Origin of the sequence: Peptoniphilus sp. oral taxon 386 str. F0131, assembly GCF_000090945.1 — a bacterium.
Lineage (GTDB): Bacteria > Bacillota > Clostridia > Tissierellales > Peptoniphilaceae > Anaerosphaera > Anaerosphaera mikwangii.
Genome location: NZ_GL349422.1, coordinates 173,992 through 193,949, shown reverse-complemented (window position 1 = coordinate 193,949; position 19,958 = coordinate 173,992). Strand labels below are relative to the sequence as shown.

Genomic DNA, 19,958 nt, shown 5'->3' with positions numbered 1-19,958 from the left:
AAAATTTAATAGAATATTTTTATTTTTGATAAAAAGATGATATAATTTACTATTATAAGGAGTGAATTATGATACTGAAAAAATTATTTACACATGAAGAACAATTGAATAATTTTATAAAGTATGGAAAATTTCATATTTTTGTTATAATTTTTATGTTTGCATTTATGTACTATTGCCATAAGAGGAAAAAAGACGATAAGTTTGAAAAGGCAATGATATATATAATTTTTGCCACTCAAATTTTATTATATGGTTGGTATGCGACAGGTGAATTGTTTTTAATTGATGGTTTGCCGTTATATACTTGTAGAATTGCAGGTGTTGCACTTGTAATAGCATACTTTTTTAAAAGTAGTTTACTTAAATCTCTTGGTGTATATTTGGGAATTGTAGGAGGAATAGTTGCATTATTTACACCGGCACTATATCCATATAGGATGTATCATTTTACAAATATTAATTTTTTTGTATTTCATTTGCTTTTGCTCGGACTTAGTACTTATCACTTATCTAATGATGAGGGAGAGGTTATTTATAAAAACAGAAGAAGAGTTCAAGCTTTGACCGGAGTTATTTTGATAGGAGTTGCACTTGTTAACCATTTTGTGGGTTCTAATTATTCATATACTGCAAGTCCTCCGATTTTTACAACGGTTGCTCAAAATATAAAATGGATAATTTATTTTATAGTGTTGTTATTTTTATATGAACTTTCAATTTATTTGGAGAGTGTTGTAATAAGAATAATTGCAAAGAGAAAAAAAGCGGAAGAGGAAGAGGAAATACACGAATACTTTTATAAAGATAATTTTTAATATTATATAAAAAGGTTACTTTAATTTTATAAAGAGCTTGGCAAAAATTTATATGTTTCTAATTAGCTCTATTGTATTTGAAAATCTTAATTTAATAACGCTGATTTCTGCAGTTATAATATTATACTAAATATAAAAAATTTGAGAATTTAGAAACTCGAAAAATTAAATAGCAAAAAAAATAAGTAGGAAATTTCCTACTTATTTTAATTTATTTATTAACGGTTTATAAATTATTGTTATAACCACTACGCTTATAACAAGTTCAACTAACATATAGGAATTGTAGCTCAAAGAATATATCCAAGGAGCTACTCCTTCAGGAGCGTACATATAAAATACAAGCCATCCGCTTAAAAAGTGGAAGAAGTATCTAAGAAGTACGGCAACGGAAGTTCCTGTGATTGCTCCGGTTATGTTTTTCGGGAAGAAACCTGCTACACCAAGCACACCGAATGCAAGCAAATAATCAAGTAAAATTGAAAGAGGATTTAGAATGCCTTCTCCTCCAAGTGCAAATTGAAGTATTCCATAGGTTACTGATGCCAAAATTCCCTTTTTGCCACCCCAAATCAGTGAAAAGAATATAATCGGTACCATACTTGCTATGGTTATTGAACCGCCTTGGGGCATTTGAAATACCTTTACATAACTTAGGATTTGTGATAATGCAATCATAACTCCTGCTTCTGCCAACATTTTTGATTTTTCATTTCTCATAATATCACCTCATAGTAACAGGTGCTGAATGAGTGGATAGAATTCACTACGCCGGTATTATCCGGATCAGCTAAAGGGTCGAATATTAATTCCTCTCAGCAAAACGCTCCCCTATTCCTGTAATAATTTAATTACGATATATTATATCATTTATTTTGTTAGTTGTTAATGGTCAACTGTTAATTATTTTGTTATTATTCTGTTTATTTCATATGCATCTCTGTAAGCGTCCAAATAGTTTAGAGATTTATCCTTGTATGAGTCCGCAGTTTCTTTTAAAATATCTTTGTATATTTCGAAAAGTACAGTATCTTTTTGTGCCATTTTTGAAATCATATAATGTGCAAAATATACAGTGCCGAGATCTCTCGGATCTTTTAATTTTTCTGCAAATTCTAAGGCGCTCTTTATATGAAGTACGGAATCTGAATATTTCTTTAGTCTGATTTCAGTAAGAGCCATGTAAGAATCAAGTACAGGACGTTTCCAGAATGAGTCAAACTGACCATATAGGTTGTATGCAAAATAAAAATATTCTTCCGCTTTTTTCACATTATCAAGTGCAAAATATGCTTTACCCATATTTATATAGAAAATTGAAAGGCTTGATAGTGCATTTTTATTTTTTGAAAGGTCTATTGCCGCCTTAAATTGTTCGGTTGCATCCTCATAGTCTCCGGTTGCAAATCTTAATTCTCCTATATAGTTGTAGGCTGCCGCAATATTAATTGCATATCTGTTTGCAACTTCATCTGTAACCTTAAAAGTGTTTATAGATTCTGTTAAAAGTTTTTCGGCGATAAAATAATTTCCTATCATTATGTTATATAGACCTTTAAGTCTTAATAGAATACCAATCTCTTTATGATAATTACATTTAACGGCAAGGTCCAGAGCAAGTTCGATATATTCTATCATATCGTGTGAGTTGTTAGTTTGAATGTTATAGAATATCATTTGTTTATATCCGTCAAGGACATAGTCTCTATTTCCGATTTCACCGGCTTTTTGAATTACATAGCGAATGTCGTCAAGTCCTTCGCCGTAATTTCCGTCTCTTATCATATAGCGACCTTTCATATAGAAAAATTCAACTTCAAGAGTTTTAAGTTCTTCAGATCTTTCCTTATTCATAAGTTCTGCAAAATTTTCAGACAGTTTTTCGAACATATCTTGTATTTTATCTCTTGAAATGTAAATTTTTTCATCCTGTTCTAACTCGGAGAAGTTTAAAATAGGGAATAGCTCGTGAGAAAAATTCAAATAATAATTAAGAGTTTCTATCTTATATTTAAGTGCCTTTAAATCTTCGCCTGCAGAGCTGTAATGATATACAAGTTTTGAATATATATACGGATCTTTTTTCTTTTGTTCAAGTTTGGCTTCAAGTATCTCTCCGATTCTTTTGTGAACTATTTTTTTCTTGGAGTTTGGTTGAATCATGTATACATATTCTCTTAATTTAGTATGAGTAAAAATTAATCCTATATGATTTTTATGGACAACTTCTGTTAAAATATTTCTTTTTTCTAGTTCTTCGAGCAGTCCTATTATATCAAATTCTCCTTGACCTGTTATTTCACAAATTGTTTCAATAGGAGCTTCATCATAGAAGAAACTTACTATATCCAAAAGATCTTTTTCTGATTTTGACAAATATAAAAATCTTGATTTTATTGCATCTACCATTTTGGAAGTCATAAGATCTGTCTGGTCGTCAGACTTGATTAAATTTACATATTCACTTAGGAAAAATGAATTGCCTTCAGTTTCAAGGTATATTTTTTCTAAAGTTTCTGTTTGAATTTCTCTATCCGGTAATGATTTTAATATGAATTCTAAAGATTCTTCGTGATTAAATCTTTCAAGCTCTATTGTTTCTATTTTATCGTATCTTTCAAGAGAGGTAAGCAGATCATCGACATCTAAATTAAATTGCTTTCTTGCGGTTAGTATAAAAATTGCCTCATCTTTAAGATGCAGCATTACAGATGTTAAAAGTTTTAACGAAGTTTGGTCCATCCACTGTATGTCCTCAAAAACAATTAAGAGTTTTTTCTTTTCGTTTATTTTTTTTGCCGCCTCCACTATTACTTGAGTTAGCAAATCGAATTTCAGCGGTTCTTTTGACTCTAAAAGTTTAATATCATGTGAAGATTCATCAAAACTTGGGAATAATTTTGACATTGTAGTACCCCAAAACGTAGGAAGAGGTATTTTGAATTCTTTTAAAACCTTGCTCATTTTGTCAATAATTATTCCAAACGGTCTGAGAGCATAGTTTTCCTCTGCTTGATAGCAAAAAGATTCAAGTATTATAAAATTTTCTTCCTTATTTTCCAAGATCTTTCTCTTCAAGGAACTTTTTCCGATACCTGCTTCGCCTCTTATGAAGATGGACTTTGCAGGTTTATTATCCGAAAATGATTTTAATGTATCCTCTATTTTTGCTATCTCATTATAACGACCATAGAAAAAATAATCTACAATCTTTGGCCTTGAATTATTAATATTTATTTGCTTGATTGATTCCTCGTAGATTTTTTTTGTCTCTCTGTCAGGTTCAACTCCGAGTTCGTTTTGTAACAGTTTTGATAAGTCATAATAAGTTTCAACTACTTTTCCGTTTCTTCCTGTCTTTTGATAAAATTTCATCAAAAGCCTAAAATTTCTCTCATCAAATTCATCTATTTGTGTAAGAGCATTTATATCCTTTTCTACATTTTCATATATGCCGTTTTCTATGTTTGATTCTATTTTTTTGTAGGATATATTTGTAAATTTGTCTTGATAGAGATTTCTCATTTTTGTAATCCAATATTCATATGATTCAGCTTCTTTTAAGAAAAATCCCTGAAGGAAATCTCCATCATATAAATTTGAATTTTTTATCGGATCTTCAATGAATAAATTTACATCACATTCAATATTAAGGTCATCATTTAAAACGAGAATTGATTTTTTGGGAGATATTATAAAGTCCATATCAAGACTTTTTTTAGATTGATATAATGCATTTCTCAAATTTTTCTTTGCGATTTTTTCATTTTCATCCGGCCAAAGCAGACCTGCGATTTCATCTCTTGATACAACTTTATTAATAAGTATGTAATAAATCAGAGCATTGATTTTTGCATAAGGGAAGAACACTTTTTCGCCATCTTTGAGTATTTGAGGAACTCCGAATAATTTAGCATATATTTTGCTCATATTATACCTCTCTTTAAAAATTTTCTATCTGTAACTTACGTTTATTTTACTATATATAAGTATAATTCAACAAACATAAGGTGTCAATAAATCATAAAAAAATTAGACGTATGATAGATGTAGTATTTGTTTAACAAGATAAAGAGATATCTCAAAACTATGATAAATACTAAGATTTTACAGGTATAAAAAATAAGAATCAAAAAAAATTAAAAATATTTTATTTGAAAAATTTGACTGTCGAAAAATGAAAATCAAAAATTATAGACGTAAATTTGACGTTAATACACATGAAAACTTAATAATTTGATAATAAAGTTTAGAAAGGCTTATAAATTTTACTCTGATAAAATTCAACTCATATTATAAAAATTAAAAATTTTTTAAATTTTTGACCTATATTTGATGATGGTTATATAAAATAAACTTAGTAAGAAAATATTATTATGTTTCTTTTTTCATTAAAGAAAGTTTTTAAAGACGTTTTTATTTTTAATAATATAGTGGAAAGGTGTTATTGAATTATAACAACAAATTACATAACATTATATTGTAAAAATAAAATGATTTTAAATTATGTACCATACTTTCTTAAATGTTGAAGGTGTTTCAAAGAGAACGGAGGAAAAAAATGAATAAAGTTGTATTGACAGGAAATAGTTTAAAACTTGAAGATGTAGTAGCAGTAGCAAGAGATCATGTTGAAGTTGCAATTTCTGATGAAAAAATTGAAGCTGTTAAAGCATCAAGAAAAATAGTTGATGACATAATTGAAGAAGAAAGAGTAGTATATGGTGTAACAACAGGATTCGGTTCACTATGTAAAGTAAGTATATCCAGAGAAGATTGTTCTCAACTTCAAGAAAACTTAATTCGTACACACTCAAGCGGATTCGGTAATCCATTAAGAGAAGATGAAGTAAGAGCTATTATGCTTATCAGAATTAATTCTCTTGTAAAGGGATATTCAGGAATTAGAATGGAAACTGTTAAAGTAATTCTTGATATGCTTAATAAAAATGTAATTCCATTTATTCCGGAAAAAGGTTCACTTGGAGCATCAGGAGACCTTGCTCCACTTGCTCATATGGTTCTTCCTATGCTTGGCCTTGGACGTGCATATTACAACGGAGAACTTTTATCAGGAAAAGAAGCTATGGATAGAGCGGGTATAGACATCATTACATTGCAAGCTAAAGAAGGTCTTGCTTTAATTAACGGTACAACAGTTTTAACTGCAGTAGGTGCTCTTGCAACATATGATGCAATTGAATTATTAAAACTTTCTGACATTGCAGGTGCTCTTTCACTTGAAGCACATAGAGGAATTGTTGATGCTTTCTATGAAAAACTTCATACAATTCGTCCACACAAAGGATGCCTTGCAACAGCAAAGAATATGTTAGATTTAGTTGAAGGTTCAACATATACAACTCATACAGCACAAATTAGAGTACAAGATCCATATACACTTCGTTGTATTCCACAAATTCATGGAGCAAGTAAGGATTCAATAGCTTATGTAAAAGAAAAAGTTGAAATTGAAATTAATTCAGGAACTGATAATCCAATTATAACTCCGGATGGAGATGTAATTTCAGGAGGTAACTTCCACGGAGAACCAATGGCTCAACCATTTGACTTTTTGGGAATAGCTGCATCTGAAATAGGAAATGTATCTGAAAGACGTATTGAAAGATTAGTAAATCATCAATTATCAGAATTCCCATCATTCCTTGTAAAATATCCGGGACTTAACTCAGGATTCATGATTACACAATACGCTGCTGCAGCTCTTGCATCAGAAAATAAAGTTCTTGCTCATCCAGCAAGTGTAGATTCAATTCCTTCATGTGAAAACCAAGAAGACTTTGTATCTATGGGAACAATAGCTGCAAGAAAAGCAAGAGATATAATTGACAATTCAAGAAGAATTGTTGCAACAGAAATCATGGCTGCTTGTCAAGCTATTGACTTCAGAGCTGAAGAAAACTTTAAGCTTGGAGTAGGAACTGAAGCTGCTTACAAGGCTGTAAGATCAGAACTTAAATTCCTTGAAAATGATAAGGATATTGAAATCTATGATGAGCTTGAAAAAGCAACTGAACTTTTAAAGAACGGCAAGATTGTAAAAGCTGTTGAAGAAAAAGTTAAACTTAACATTCAATAATTTTAAATATGAAGCTGCTCGGGAAACTGAGCAGTTTTTTTATTTTTAATAATATACTTTGACTTTACTGTTTTTTTTATAATATAATATTTATAGATTACATTATGAGTATTTGGAGAGACAGATATGAAATTTAATTTAAGCTTAAATATAAGTAAAGAAATATTTATTAAAAAATTATTTAGCGTAATTTTCGGAACTTTTGCATCTTCGATAGCATTAGTTTATATATTGAAACCAAACGGTATGATTTCGGGAGGAATAAGCGGACTTAGCGTACTTATTGAAAATGTAACGGGGATTCCTTTAGGACTTCTTGTATTTTTATTAAACCTTCCGATTATGATCCTCGGATTGTTTTTGCTCAGCAGAGAATTTATGTTTTTTTCGGTTGTGTCGATATTTTTGTTGTCGATTTATATATCATTGCTTGAAAAGATAAATCCGAATTATATTTTAACTGAAAATATTATACTTGCTTGTGTATATGGGGGAGTTATAAATGGAATCGGAGGAGGCATTACCTTTAGGAACGGAACATCAACGGGAGGTTTTGATATAATTGCAGCCATATTAAAAAAATACTTTAATATTTCAATAGGCAGCGTACTCATGATGTTAAATATTGTCATTATAGGAATAAGTTCATTTGTATATTCAACAGATAAAGCACTGTTTACATTAATATCACTTTTTATATGTTATCAAGTTATAGATAAAATTCAGCTTGGCGTAGGAAAACAAAAGCAAGTTTTTATAATAAGTAATAATCATGAGCAGATAACAAGAACAATTCAAAGTCAATTGGACAGAGGGGTAACTTATATAAACGGGAAAGGTGCATATAGCAGTAATGAAATAACAATAATTTATTTGATATGCTCTTCAAGACAGATAGTTAAAGTTAAAAATATTGTAAAAGAGTTAGATCCGAAAGCATTTATGGCAGTAAGTGATACTGCTGAAATTCAGGGAAGCGGATTTAAAACAATAGAAATATAATTCAAATCACCTTTAAAGGTGATTTTTTGTTGTTATAAAAGCTTAATATTGTATAATGAAAATAGTATTAACTTAAAAGAGGGATATCATGGAAAATTTACTTATAAGCGCATGTCTTTGCGGAGAAAATTGTCGTTATGACGGTAAAAATAATTTGATAGTTCAAATAGATGAACTTAGGAAAAAATATAATTTAATAATAGTCTGCCCGGAAATTCTTGGGGGACTTAGCACTCCAAGAGTACCTGCAGAAATAATAGGCGGAAAGGTTATAAACAAAATTGGAAAAGACGTTACATATGAATTTGAATTAGGGGCAAAAAAATCGCTGGAACTTGCAAAAAAGTATAACTGTAAAATTGCACTTCTGAAAGATAAAAGTCCAAGCTGCGGAAGCAAAAAAATATATGACGGTACTCATAGAGGAAAACTTATAAATGGTAGAGGATTTACTGCAAAAATATTACTTGAAAATAATATAAAGATATACGGAGAAGAAAATGTGAATGAACTTCTTAAAAATTGAAAAAATTATAAAATTGATATATATAATTTAAAATAGGTAAAAAGACTAATTAATTAGTCTTTTTTTTATTTATTGTTGTATAATTATATTAATTAAAATTGAGGAGATAACATGAGTATATTAACTGTAAAAAATTTGAGCCACAGCTATGGCGGAAGAGAAATTTTAAAAGATGTAAATTTTAGATTGCTTGCAGGGGAGCATGTAGGTCTTGTTGGTCCGAATGGAGAGGGAAAATCTTCATTTATGGATATAATCACAGGCAAGTTGATTCCGGAAGAGGGAGAAATTTCGTGGGCAAAGTATGTAAGAGCAGGTTACCTTGATCAACATGCAACATATAATGGAGATTATACGGTAAGAGATGTATTAAAAGATGCTTTTTCACATCTTTTTGAAATTGAAAACGAAATTTCAAATTTGTATATGAAAATGGGAGAAGTAGATGAAAAAGAGCTTGATGCTTTGATGGATGAAGTTGGAATTTTGCAGAGTCTTCTTGAAAATCATGACTTTTATATGATTGATTCCAAGATAGATGAAGTATCAAGAGCTATGGGAGTATCACAGATTGGACTTGAAAAGAAGTTTAAAGAACTTTCGGGAGGTCAGAGATCTAAGGTATTACTCTGCAAGTTGCTTCTTGAAAAACCGGATATACTTTTACTTGACGAGCCTACGAATTACTTAGATGAAGAACATATACAGTGGCTTAAAAGATATTTACAGGAATATGAAAATGCATTTATATTAATTTCTCATGACATACCGTTTTTAAATTCGGTTATAAATTTAATTTATCATGTAGAAAATATGGAGTTAAATAGATATGTGGGAGATTATTCTGAATTTGAAAGACTAAGAGAAGCTAAACTAAAACAAATAGAGGCGGCATATAAAAAACAGCAACAGGAAATTGCAGATCTTGAAGATTTTGTGGCAAGAAATAAGGCGAGAGTCGCAACAAGAAATATGGCAATGTCAAGGCAGAAAAAGCTTGATAAGATGGAGAGAATAGAGCTTGTAAAGGAAAAACCGCAACCTGAATTTCAGTTTAAGGAGACAGGTGCACCAAGCAGACTTATTTTTGAGACTAAGGATCTTGTTATAGGATATGATAAGCCGATTTCAAAACCTTTAAATCTTAGGATGGAAAGGGGCTCAAGAATTGCAATTGTCGGAGCTAACGGACTTGGAAAAACAACTCTTGTAAAAACATTGCTTGGAGAAATAAATGCCATCAGCGGAAGAATAGAAAACGGACAAAATTTAAAAGTCGGTTATTTTTGTCAGGAAGAATTTTATGATGACAAGAGAACTCCGATAGATGAAATTTGGGATGCATTTCCAAGCTGGGAGCAGTTTCATATAAGGGCTGCGCTTGCAAAATGTGGACTTATGACCGAACAGATAGAGTCACTTATAAAAGTTTTAAGTGGAGGAGAACAGGCAAAAGTTAGACTTTGTAAAATTTTAAATACTTCGACTAATGTACTTATGCTCGATGAACCGACAAATCACTTAGACCCCATGGCAAAAGATGAACTTAAACGAGCATTAAAGGAATACAAAGGCGGGATATTTTTAATAAGTCATGAAAAAGATTTTTACGAGGAAATTGCAACTGAAATTTGGAGAATGGAAGATTATTCTCTGCTTGGATAATTTTTTTTGTAGATAGAGCATAATAGTGTTATAATATTCACTGTGAATTTATTTTGAAATTAGATTTCAGTTGGGGGAAGGCATAATGGAAAAGAAAAAGATGAATATATTCTTATGTTCATTTTTATTGGCAATTTTAATTACGGCAACATCAATATTCATAAGTAGTTATGGATACTGTGATGGCATAATAAATAATTTTTTTGTTGAGTATAAAATTTTATTATTTAACTTTATACCTGCATTTTTAATAGTTTTAGCTTTAGCATATCTTCTAAAATCACTCAGCTTTTCATTTTTGATAAGTTCTTTGGTTATAAATTTAGGAGCGTTTGCAAATTATATAAAGATAGTTTACAGAGAAGAACCTCTTTTTGCAAGAGACATAACTCTTATTAGAGAAGCATTTACAATGTCTCAAAAATATGATTTGAATTTTAAATCACCCAATGCAATTGTGCTGTTTAGTTCTATGTTACTCAGCATAGTAATATTTTTTATATTAAGAAGGTTTGAATATGGATATAAATTTAGGGCAATAGGTTTTATAGCATCGGTAATAATACTTGCATTTTTTTCTAAGCAGTATCTATTCGATTATAGTGTATATCATTTACTTGGTGCAAAGACAAATTTGAATATGTGGATAGAAATTGACAGTTATAAGACTAAGGGTTTTTTATATCCGTTCATATATTCTATAAAATCGTCAAGACCTTATAAATACAGTAAGTATAATAAAATTAAGGCAGTTGAGGATTATAACAAGTATATTGGAGAAGATATTCCGGAAGATCAAAAAGTAAATATAGTTTGTATAATGCTTGAATCATTTAAAGATTTTTATAAATATCAAAATCCAAAAATGGAGTTTGAAAGAAACCCGTATGAATATTTTCACAAGTTGCAAAATGAATCAATTCACGGTCAAATATTAGTTAATTCTTTTGGTGGAGGAACATTCTTAACAGAGTCGAATTTTATGACAGGATATAAAGATAACCCGCCATTTAACAGGACAACTCAATCTTATGTAAGGTATTTTAAAGAACAGGGATATAGCTGTTTTGGATTTCATCCGTTTGTAGGTAGCTTTTATAATAGAAACAATGCATATAGAAACTTGGGATTTGATAAATTTTTTGAGTATAATAATACATTTAAAGCTATTGATGAGAATATTTTAATGGATGTTGATTTTTATCCGTTTATCCTTAAAAAGTATGATGAACAAACAGAAAAAGGACCATATTTTTCATTTGCGGTAACATATCAAAATCATGGACCATATTCCAAAGATGTATTAATAAATAAAGAACCCGCTATAAAATGGCAAGAACAGTATGATAGAGAATGGTACAATTATTTTAATAATTATCTTGAGGGAATTGAGTGGGCATCAGATACAATGAAAATGCTGACAGAGCATTTCAGAAAGAACGATAAGCCGACAATACTTATAATGTTTGGCGATCATTGCCCATCAATGGGAGATAATAAAATAGTATTTGATATGTTTGGAATAAATGATTCAGCGGATAACAGCGAAGGATTGCGAAATTTATATGAAACACCATATATAATTTGGGCAAATGATGCTGCAAAAAAAGTGTTTGATAAAGATTTTACAGGAGAAGGCAGAGATGTAGAACCTGCTTTCTTAATGAACGAGCTGTTTAGTTATGTCGGCTGGAAGGGAAGTCCTTATAATCAATGTATTGACGAACTTACCAAACATGTTACGGTGCTTAAACAAAATTGGTATTGTATAGACGGAGAATTTTCAAATAAAACAAGTGAATATGAAGATACTTTAATAGATAAATATAGAAATGTAGAATATTATGTATCACATATGTTAGATAAACAAAAATAAAAAGCTACTTAATAGTAGCTTTTTTTGCTAAGATAAATGATTTAAATTTTTTCATATATCCTCTAAAACTATAATACTTAAATTATAATTTCTTTCCACAGTCAGGGCAAAAATTATAACTTTCATTAAGTTTTTCTCCACAATAGGGACAGTATTTAAACGGTTTTGATTTTATCTTAATAATCCTATCGGTGTCATATTTTGAATTTTCAGAGTTTTTAAATTGGAAGTTACCGAGTGAGTCTTTTTCATCATCTGTTATATCATATTCTGAAAATTTTTCTTTTGACGAAAAGTTTTTAAAATTATATATTGCATGAAAAATACCCATTAGGATACCGATTATTCCGAGTAGGGGAAATGCAAGACTCGTCGGAAATTCTAAGTATTTATATGTGTTTAGAGCTATTATTGTCCACAAAGAGCAAAATAAAATTATACATATTGAACCGATAAAGTTCATAAATGACGGACCGCGTCCGCGTTTGATTTGCTTCATAATAAGCCTCCTAAATGTTGTTTTACATTAAGTATAATAAAAAAACTTTTGTTTTTCAATGTATTCATATTTTGTAAAATATAATGCAGGCAAACATTAAGCTATAAATAAAACAGTCAATGATATACATAGACTGTTGTGTGATTAGCAGTTTTTATTTCAATCTAAATATAATTAATAATTTTTATTTTTAATCATATATTGATTTAAAAATAAATTTTTTGATTTTGGTAAAGAAGTTATTAAGTATGAATAGACATATTGCATTTTGAAAAAGATTATATTGTAATTTGATTTTTACTTTTAAGAATAAGAAGAGTTAGTTATGACAATAATTATCGAGTTATGATATAATTAAGCAGTAAACGAATATAGATTGGAGAATAATAGTTGGACGGTAATATACAAATAAAAACTGTTAGAGAAATAGAAAGGTCTTTAATTAAAAGTTATAGAAAAGACATCTGGGTTAAGTTTGTAAGGGCAATAAATGAATTTGAAATGATTTCTGAAGGGGACAGGATTGCAGTTGCAATTTCAGGCGGGAAAGATTCACTTACGCTTGCAAAATTATTTCAGGAATTAAAGAGACATGGCAAGATGAATTTTGAACTTGAATTTATTGCGATGGATCCCGGATATAGAAAAGAAAACAGACAAGTTCTTGAGTATAATTGTGAAAAAATGGGTATTCCGGTTAAAATTCACAACTCGGATGTATTTGAAGTTGCAAATAGAGTTGCACAAAATAATCCATGCTATATGTGTGCGAGAATGAGAAGGGGAAATTTATATTCAAAAGCACAGGAACTTGGTTGTAATAAGCTTGCATTGGGACATCACTTTAATGATGTTATTGAAACGGTAATGTTAAATGTAATATTTGCAGGAAATTTTAAAACGATGATGCCGAAACTTCACTCCGATAATTTTGAAGGACTTGAATTAATTAGACCTATGTATTATGTTGAAGAAGAGGCAATAAAAAGATTTATGAGATCGACCGGGCTTCATGCACTTGATTGTGCCTGTGCTATTGCAGAGAAAAAAGAAGGAAACATGAGGTTTTATATTAAAGATTTAATAGCAGACATAAAAAAAGTTCACAAAAATGCCGATATAAATATTTTAAGATCTGCTGAAAATGTAAATATGGGTGCAATAGTAGGTTGGAAGAACAGAACTGAAAAGCATTTGTTTTTAGAAAAGTATAATGATAGAGAGGGGATGGATGTTTGAAACTTGTTTCGTGGAATGTAAACGGACTGAGAGCCGTAATAAAAAAAGGTTTTGTGGATAGCTTTAATGAAATTAATGCAGATGTGTTTGCTCTTCAAGAGATAAAACTTTCTGAAGGACAACTTGATTTTGAGCTTGAAGGATATAAAATGTATTATAATTACGCGCAACGTAAGGGATATTCGGGGACTGCAATTTTCACAAGGATAGAGCCTATAAGCGTAAGCTATGGAATCGGGATGGAAGAGCATGATACTGAAGGAAGAGTAATAACTGCGGAATTTGAAAAGTTTTATTTTGTAACATGTTATACTCCGAATTCAAAAAGAGGACTTGAAAGATTAGAGTATAGAATGGTTTGGGAAGATGTATTCAGAAACTATCTAAATAAACTTAGAGAAACTAAGCCGGTAGTTCTTTGTGGCGATTTAAATGTTGCACATGAAGAAATTGACCTTGCAAATCCTGCCACAAATCATAAAAATGCCGGGTTTACAAATGAAGAGCGTTCAAAATTTACGGAACTTTTAAAGAGTGGATATATTGATACTTTCAGATATTTTTATCCTGACAGAAAGGATGAATATTCATGGTGGAGCAATTTCGCAAAATCGAGAGAGAGAAATATAGGTTGGAGAATTGATTATTTTGTAGTTTCTGAGGAATTAAAGGGAAATTTATCAGATGCGAAAATTCATCAATCGGTTATGGGTTCAGATCATTGTCCGGTTGAGTTAGTTTTAGAATAAAGGAGAAACTATGGAAAATTTATTGACTGAAAAAATAAATGACCATTTATACTACATGGGTGTAAATGATCGTCAAACACAATTATTTGAAAATATGTGGCCACTTCCGGACGGAGTAGCATATAATTCGTACTTGATGACAGGGGAAAAAAATATAGCTCTTGATCTTGTAAAGGTTAATACATTCGGGATATTTATTGAGAAACTTCAAGAAATATTAAATGGAGGAAAATTGGATTATATTGTAATTCATCATGCAGAGCCGGATCACTCCTCAAGTTTAAAGAATTTACTTGAAATATATCCGGATGTGAAAATAATCTGTAATAAAAAGACACTTCCATTCTTAAAAAACTTTTATAATATAGAAGAAAACATAATTTTAGTTTCAGATGGAGAAACTCTTGAACTTGGAAACAGAAAACTTACATTTTATATGACACCTATGGTTCACTGGCCTGAATCTATGGTTTCCTATGAAGAAGAAACAAAAATATTATTTTCTCAAGATATATTTGGAGGGTTTGGAACATTAAATGGCGCAATATTTGATGACCAGGTTAGATTTAATGACTATTACTACTCTGAGGTGACAAGATATTTTATAAATATAGTTGGTAAATATGCAACTCAAGCATTAAAGGCATTGAATAAATTGGAATCGCTTGAAATAAAGGGAATATGTCCTGTTCACGGTTGTGTGTGGCGTTCAAATCCGCAAAAAATTTTAGAAATATATACAAATCTTGCTAAACAAAAAGTTGAAGATGGAGTAGTAATAATTTACGGCTCTATGTATGGAAATACAGAAAGAATGGCGGAAGCTGTTGCAAGAGGAGTTGCAAGAGGCGGAATAACAAATATAAGGATAAGAGATATAGCTACAACATCATTGTCATACTTGCTTGCAGATACGTGGAGATACAGGGGAATAATTTTAGGATCTTGCACATACAATAACAACATCTTTCCTCCAATGCAATTTTTAATGGATGAATTAAAACATCAAAAGATGAAAAATAATATATGGGGAATTTTCGGTTCATATTCCTGGAATGGCGGAGCACTTAAAAAGCTGAAAGAATTTACTGAAGAATCTAAACTTGAAGTTATAGAAAGGCAAATTGAAATTCAAGGAGCTGCAACAGAAGAAGAACTTGAAGAATTAATTAAGCTTGGTGAAGATATGGCAAGAGCCATAATAAATAAGAGCTGTGAAATTAAATAATAGTCAAAAGAACTCATCACATAGATGAGGTCTTTTTATTTCTTTATAAATTCAAATAAATTTGGTAGAATATAGTTTGAGGTGGACTAATGAAAAAGTTTTTAAGTTTGGTTGTAGTAGCATTTTTGTTATTAACACCTATTACTTCATTTGCAAATGAAATAACTGAAAATACAGAGCAGCAAATAGAAACTGAAATAAGAGATCAGAATATTTTTGTTCCGACTAAAAACGGAGTTCAAAGAGCAACTTATGAAGAGGCCTTAAAAATTGCAGAATTAAATAAGCATCCTCTAACTGATTTGTGTGATGCATATATACTTGGAGATTATAGAAGCGGGAAGATTTTAGAATCATATAATATTGATGAAGTAAAAGCCATGGCTTCCACTTCTAAACTTGTAAGTATTTTTGTAGTCATGGACAAAATAAAAGACGGAACTATAAAGAAAAATGATATGGTAATCATAGATCATGAATCGTCACTTTTAACAGGCTCAAGTTATAAGCTTAAGGAAAATGATCAAAAAACTGTGTGGCAGCTTATAAAAGCAGCTTTGGTAGTTTCGGGCAATGATGCTATAACGGCGCTTGCTAAGCATATATCAGGTTCAAAAGAGGCGTTTGTATCTTTGATGAATAAGAAATGTCAAGAGCTCGGACTTAAGAATGCACATATGGTTAATCCCACAGGTCTTACGGATTACATGGTAGAGGATTATAATAAGATGACTACCAGAGAAATGTTTATTCTTGCAAGGGAACTTATAAAAGCGTATCCGGAATTACTTGAAATAACATCTCTTACAGAAATTGCCGAACCTGATAGAAATTATTTAGAGTATAATACGAACCCTGCCCTTGGAATAATAAAGGGAGTAGACGGGCTGAAAACAGGATATACAAATGCAGCCGGAAGATGTTTAATTGTGACGGGATTTAGAAAAGGCGATAATACACATACCAAAGATACAAGACTTATAGGAGTAATTATAGGTTCAAGAACCGATTGGCAAAGATATGTTTCAGCTACAAAGCTGATAGGAGAAGGGCTTGACAAATATAAATATACAGTGATTGGGAATCCTGATGAGCCTGTAACACAGATTGAAGTTGAGAATGCAGCCAAGAAAAGTATAGATGTGTATGAAAAATCAAATGGAACTGTTTTATGGGACGGGAAAAGTGAAATCAGCAGAAGCTTTGAAATCAAACCTAATTTAAAGGCACCTTTATCGGAGGGTGAGTTTGTAGGTGTAGTTAAATATACCATGAATGGAGAAGAAATATTGAAGCAGGATTTGATTTTAAATGAAAGAGTAAGCCAAAAAGGGTTAATAAATATAATAATGAACATGTATAGAGAAATTTTTATCAATATAAAAAAGGAAATGGCATAAAATAACCACCGAAGTCGGTGGTTATTTTAATTTTCATATAGGTATTCTGTTTTGAGTTTATTTATAAATTCTTTGCTTAAATTTTTAAATCCTAAATTTTCGAGAATTTCATCATTTATTTTAAAAGGTTCACCGTTTTTTGCGTTATTTGTTGCAAGTTCGGACAGTTTTTCAATAATAGACTCGAATTCTTCCCTACTCATATCCTTAAGTATACTTTTTTCGCTCAGTTGAGAATATACTTTTGCTTTAATTAACTTACCGAACGGCAATAGAGTTTTAGAACTTATATTAATTTTAAGTTTGTCAAGATTGTCAAAATTTATTTTCTCTATACCGATGCTTTTTAAATTTTTTTCATTTAATGAAAAGCTTTGTGAACTTAAAAATTCTTTTTTAACGAGTGATGCCATTTTTTCGAGCATTACTTCAATTTCCACATCAGTTAAATCATCAAAAATGTCTTTTTTGTAGATTGAGGCATAGTCTATACTTACAGATATATCTTCGTTTGGAATATTGGCTTCTTTAATTGCCATATCATCTCTATAACAGCTGCAAGTTATAAGCATAACTAAGATTAAGACTGAATAAATTAATATTTTTGATATTTTCACAGTATACCTCCGTATTCATTGCAGAAGTTAAATATTTTTTCAGCACACTCTTTGGAGTTTGAATTATCTATTCTAAGTGCAAAATCAGTCTTCTTTATTGAGTAGTTTTGATCATAATATTTTTCTATCAGTTCTCTGATAATTGTATCATAGTCCTCATCTTTAATACATTGTTTATATTTTATAAGTCTTTTTTCACTTATATATCTGCTTAGATTATCAAGAGCATCATTGATTTCAGTTTTGAAATTTTTATTTTCAGATGAGATATATTCGTCTTTTATATTTTTAATTCTAAAGTTAATAGATGATGTTATTAAAATTTGGTTGCTTGATTTTGAATAAGCATCGTATAAATATTTTGGGACTGTAATACTTCCAATTTTTGTGCTTTCACTTTCAATAAAAATATTTGTGCCATTCATGTTTCTGAGTTCATCAAATAAAAAGCTTTCAAACATTTTTTGAGACGGTTGTCTGTTAAGACCTATATGCCCAAGAAGTGAACCTCTGTGGTTTGCAAGTTTTTCAAGATCCAATACATCAGCACCGAGTTTTTTGAGTTCATAGAGTATTTGTGTCTTACCGCAACCGGTATAGCCATTTAGATTTATAAAATTAAATTTTGAAACTAATTTGGGAAGTTCATTCATAATGTATTTTCGATATCCCTTATATCCAAAATTCAATTTATAAACCGGTTCATCAAGAGTCTTTAACAGATTAAATAAAACTGTACTTCTATAACCTCCCCTTGAACAGTATAAGACTGTTTCTCTGTTTCTGCAGTTATTTGCAATATAATTGTAGTAATCTGTGAGTTTATGAGATGCAAATTTAACAGCCTTACTTTTCGCTTCTTCAACGTTTCCGTTTACATATAGTATTCCTACGATTTTTCTTTCTTCATTATTTAAAATCGGTAGATTAATGCTATCGGGAATTGTTTCATTTGAAAATTCTTCTTCACTTCTAAGATCTATGTAGAGTGGATTTTTAAACTCAAGCGTTTCAAAAAATTCTGTTGCTTTAAACATAATTACCTCCAATAAAATAATTATACTACATTGATTTTAATTTTAGGTATGTAAAATAAAAAGCCGACATTAAAAATTCATCCTTAATATAAATGATTATCTCAAGTTGCAAATAAGATAAAATTAAATTTATGATTAATGGTAGTTAATGGAAACTTATAGTGCTAAAATAGAAGAAGGTGATAATATGAAACTTGAAGTTTGCGGAGGCTGCAATGCGAAAATAGGGGCAGGCTCTTTGGATAAGATTTTAAAAAATATAGAAATTTTAAAAAGACCGGAAATTTTGGTGGGATTTGACGGCAATGAGGATGCTTCCGTAATATCTCTCGGTAATGATTTAGGAATTGTTTTTACTGTAGATTTTTTTCCACCGATGGTGGAAGATCCGTACAGTTTCGGAAAAATTGCAGCCGCAAATGCACTGAGCGATTGTTATGCAATGGGAGCGGAGCCTGTTAGCTGTTTAAATATAGTTTGTTTTCCTGAAGAGGAAGATGTAAAAATACTTGAGGAAATTTTAAGAGGCGGAGCTGATAAAGTAAAAGAGGCAGGAGCAACATTGTGCGGAGGTCATTCAATTCATGATCCGAAAATAAAATATGGTCTTTGTGTAATAGGCAAGTTATCTTTAAACAAAATGTATAGAAACAATACTCCAAAACTTGGAGATAAATTAATTTTGACAAAACCTCTCGGTGTTTCTCTGATTTCAAGCGGATATTCTGTAGGTGAAGTTAAAGAAGAACATTTTAAAGAGGGAGTTAAGAGTATGGAACTGTTAAACAAGTACAGTTTTGAAATTTTAAAAGATTATGAAGTAAATGCACTTACAGATGTAACGGGATTTGGACTTTTAGGTCACCTTTGTGAAATGGTTTCGGGAAATTATTCTGCAATTATAAATTCAAAGGATATAAAGATATTGCCGGGTGCAAAAAAAGCTGCCGAAGATTTTTTGTTTACTGCAGGAGGACAGAGAAATAGAAATGCCTATGGCAAAAAGATTGAATTTGAAATAGATGATTTTGCGATGGAGGAAGTTTTATTTGATCCTCAAACATCAGGAGGGCTTTTAATAAGCGTATCTCAAAAGGATTATAAAAAGCTTTTAAATGAACTTTTAGAAAATAATATAGATGCAAGTATTGTGGGTGAGATAATGATGCCCAAAGAAAAAAAGATATACGTGAGGTAGAAAA

General features: G+C 30.5%; 16 protein-coding genes and 1 riboswitch. Of the genes, 11 read left to right on the top strand and 5 right to left on the bottom strand.

Translation table 11 applies throughout. The features are described from left to right. Positions 1 to 68 precede the first annotated feature (68 nt). Positions 69 to 818, top strand: coding sequence for a TIGR02206 family membrane protein (locus HMPREF0629_RS00950; protein ID WP_009221504.1), 750 nt, complete (start codon positions 69 to 71; stop codon positions 816 to 818). A 201-nt stretch (positions 819 to 1,019) separates the two neighbouring features. On the opposite strand, the gene thiT is transcribed toward HMPREF0629_RS00950, so the two are convergent. Both thiT and HMPREF0629_RS00940 read right to left on the bottom strand, forming a co-directional pair. Beyond that, complete coding sequence (thiT, locus tag HMPREF0629_RS00945; RefSeq protein WP_009221503.1) at positions 1,020 to 1,538, bottom strand: energy-coupled thiamine transporter ThiT; 519 nt, start codon at positions 1,536 to 1,538, stop codon at positions 1,020 to 1,022. A 26-nt stretch (positions 1,539 to 1,564) separates the two neighbouring features. Continuing rightward, positions 1,565 to 1,661: riboswitch (TPP riboswitch) on the bottom strand. Positions 1,662 to 1,721: 60 nt separating this feature from the next. Then, positions 1,722 to 4,748, bottom strand: coding sequence for an AAA family ATPase (locus HMPREF0629_RS00940; RefSeq protein WP_009221502.1), 3,027 nt, complete (start codon positions 4,746 to 4,748; stop codon positions 1,722 to 1,724). Positions 4,749 to 5,379: 631 nt separating this feature from the next. On the opposite strand from HMPREF0629_RS00940, the gene hutH reads away from it, so the two are divergent. The 5 genes from hutH (at position 5,380) to HMPREF0629_RS00915 (ending at position 11,987) form a co-directional block, all read left to right on the top strand. Further along, a complete protein-coding gene (hutH, locus tag HMPREF0629_RS00935) occupies positions 5,380 to 6,918 on the top strand; it encodes a histidine ammonia-lyase (protein WP_039856381.1) in 1,539 nt (512 codons plus the stop codon). A 126-nt stretch (positions 6,919 to 7,044) separates the two neighbouring features. Further along, on the top strand, positions 7,045 to 7,920 hold the full coding sequence (locus HMPREF0629_RS00930; RefSeq protein ID WP_009221500.1) for a YitT family protein: 876 nt from the start codon (positions 7,045 to 7,047) through the stop codon (positions 7,918 to 7,920). Between the two features lie 88 nt (positions 7,921 to 8,008). Further along, on the top strand, positions 8,009 to 8,446 hold the full coding sequence (locus HMPREF0629_RS00925; RefSeq protein ID WP_009221499.1) for a DUF523 domain-containing protein: 438 nt from the start codon (positions 8,009 to 8,011) through the stop codon (positions 8,444 to 8,446). Between the two features lie 111 nt (positions 8,447 to 8,557). Then, positions 8,558 to 10,111, top strand: a complete 1,554-nt coding sequence (locus HMPREF0629_RS00920) for an ABC-F family ATP-binding cassette domain-containing protein (RefSeq protein WP_009221498.1) — start codon at positions 8,558 to 8,560, stop codon at positions 10,109 to 10,111. Positions 10,112 to 10,196: 85 nt separating this feature from the next. Further along, on the top strand, positions 10,197 to 11,987 hold the full coding sequence (locus HMPREF0629_RS00915; RefSeq protein ID WP_039856379.1) for an LTA synthase family protein: 1,791 nt from the start codon (positions 10,197 to 10,199) through the stop codon (positions 11,985 to 11,987). Positions 11,988 to 12,069: 82 nt separating this feature from the next. On the opposite strand, the gene HMPREF0629_RS00910 is transcribed toward HMPREF0629_RS00915, so the two are convergent. Then, positions 12,070 to 12,486, bottom strand: a complete 417-nt coding sequence (locus HMPREF0629_RS00910; protein ID WP_009221496.1) for a zinc ribbon domain-containing protein — start codon at positions 12,484 to 12,486, stop codon at positions 12,070 to 12,072. Positions 12,487 to 12,876: 390 nt separating this feature from the next. On the opposite strand from HMPREF0629_RS00910, the gene HMPREF0629_RS00905 reads away from it, so the two are divergent. From HMPREF0629_RS00905 to HMPREF0629_RS00890, 4 genes are all read left to right on the top strand, one after another. Further along, positions 12,877 to 13,725, top strand: a complete 849-nt coding sequence (locus HMPREF0629_RS00905; RefSeq protein WP_009221495.1) for a tRNA 2-thiocytidine(32) synthetase TtcA — start codon at positions 12,877 to 12,879, stop codon at positions 13,723 to 13,725. Continuing rightward, positions 13,722 to 14,474: an exodeoxyribonuclease III gene (locus HMPREF0629_RS00900; RefSeq protein WP_009221494.1), complete on the top strand. Its 753-nt coding sequence runs from the start codon at positions 13,722 to 13,724 to the stop codon at positions 14,472 to 14,474. Before HMPREF0629_RS00905 ends, HMPREF0629_RS00900 begins: the two co-directional genes overlap by 4 nt. 10 nt (positions 14,475 to 14,484) lie before the next feature. After that, positions 14,485 to 15,702 carry an FprA family A-type flavoprotein gene (locus HMPREF0629_RS00895; protein ID WP_036730269.1) on the top strand — a complete coding sequence of 406 codons (1,218 nt, stop codon included), beginning with the start codon at positions 14,485 to 14,487 and terminating at the stop codon, positions 15,700 to 15,702. 89 nt (positions 15,703 to 15,791) lie between these two features. Beyond that, on the top strand, positions 15,792 to 17,102 hold the full coding sequence (locus tag HMPREF0629_RS00890; RefSeq protein WP_009221492.1) for a D-alanyl-D-alanine carboxypeptidase family protein: 1,311 nt from the start codon (positions 15,792 to 15,794) through the stop codon (positions 17,100 to 17,102). A 26-nt stretch (positions 17,103 to 17,128) separates the two neighbouring features. On the opposite strand, the gene HMPREF0629_RS00885 is transcribed toward HMPREF0629_RS00890, so the two are convergent. Both HMPREF0629_RS00885 and mnmH read right to left on the bottom strand, forming a co-directional pair. Continuing rightward, positions 17,129 to 17,719, bottom strand: a complete 591-nt coding sequence (locus HMPREF0629_RS00885) for a hypothetical protein (protein WP_009221491.1) — start codon at positions 17,717 to 17,719, stop codon at positions 17,129 to 17,131. Beyond that, entirely contained in the window at positions 17,716 to 18,756 is a 1,041-nt protein-coding gene (mnmH, locus tag HMPREF0629_RS00880; protein WP_009221490.1) for a tRNA 2-selenouridine(34) synthase MnmH, read from the bottom strand. The genes HMPREF0629_RS00885 and mnmH overlap by 4 nt, the downstream gene beginning before the upstream one ends. A gap of 148 nt (positions 18,757 to 18,904) precedes the next feature. Here mnmH and selD point away from each other — a divergent pair, with 148 nt between their 5' ends. Further along, the gene (gene selD, locus HMPREF0629_RS00875; protein WP_255263785.1) at positions 18,905 to 19,954 is read left to right on the top strand and encodes a selenide, water dikinase SelD; all 1,050 of its coding nucleotides are present in this window, start codon (positions 18,905 to 18,907) and stop codon (positions 19,952 to 19,954) included. The last annotated feature ends 4 nt before the right edge of the window (positions 19,955 to 19,958 follow it).

What these genes read in the sequence shown, in the direction of transcription:
- HMPREF0629_RS00925 (WP_009221499.1), top strand. Translation starts at nt 8,009, where the DNA reads ATGGAAAATTTACTTATAAGCGCATGTCTTTGCGGAGAAAATTGTCGT.
- thiT (WP_009221503.1), bottom strand. Translation starts at nt 1,538, where the DNA reads ATGAGAAATGAAAAATCAAAAATGTTGGCAGAAGCAGGAGTTATGATT.
- HMPREF0629_RS00940 (WP_009221502.1), bottom strand. Translation starts at nt 4,748, where the DNA reads ATGAGCAAAATATATGCTAAATTATTCGGAGTTCCTCAAATACTCAAA.
- HMPREF0629_RS00930 (WP_009221500.1), top strand. Translation starts at nt 7,045, where the DNA reads ATGAAATTTAATTTAAGCTTAAATATAAGTAAAGAAATATTTATTAAA.
- hutH (WP_039856381.1), top strand. Translation starts at nt 5,380, where the DNA reads ATGAATAAAGTTGTATTGACAGGAAATAGTTTAAAACTTGAAGATGTA.
- HMPREF0629_RS00895 (WP_036730269.1), top strand. Translation starts at nt 14,485, where the DNA reads ATGGAAAATTTATTGACTGAAAAAATAAATGACCATTTATACTACATG.
- HMPREF0629_RS00920 (WP_009221498.1), top strand. Translation starts at nt 8,558, where the DNA reads ATGAGTATATTAACTGTAAAAAATTTGAGCCACAGCTATGGCGGAAGA.
- HMPREF0629_RS00890 (WP_009221492.1), top strand. Translation starts at nt 15,792, where the DNA reads ATGAAAAAGTTTTTAAGTTTGGTTGTAGTAGCATTTTTGTTATTAACA.
- HMPREF0629_RS00950 (WP_009221504.1), top strand. Translation starts at nt 69, where the DNA reads ATGATACTGAAAAAATTATTTACACATGAAGAACAATTGAATAATTTT.
- HMPREF0629_RS00915 (WP_039856379.1), top strand. Translation starts at nt 10,197, where the DNA reads ATGGAAAAGAAAAAGATGAATATATTCTTATGTTCATTTTTATTGGCA.
- mnmH (WP_009221490.1), bottom strand. Translation starts at nt 18,756, where the DNA reads ATGTTTAAAGCAACAGAATTTTTTGAAACGCTTGAGTTTAAAAATCCA.
- selD (WP_255263785.1), top strand. Translation starts at nt 18,905, where the DNA reads ATGGAAACTTATAGTGCTAAAATAGAAGAAGGTGATAATATGAAACTT.
- HMPREF0629_RS00910 (WP_009221496.1), bottom strand. Translation starts at nt 12,486, where the DNA reads ATGAAGCAAATCAAACGCGGACGCGGTCCGTCATTTATGAACTTTATC.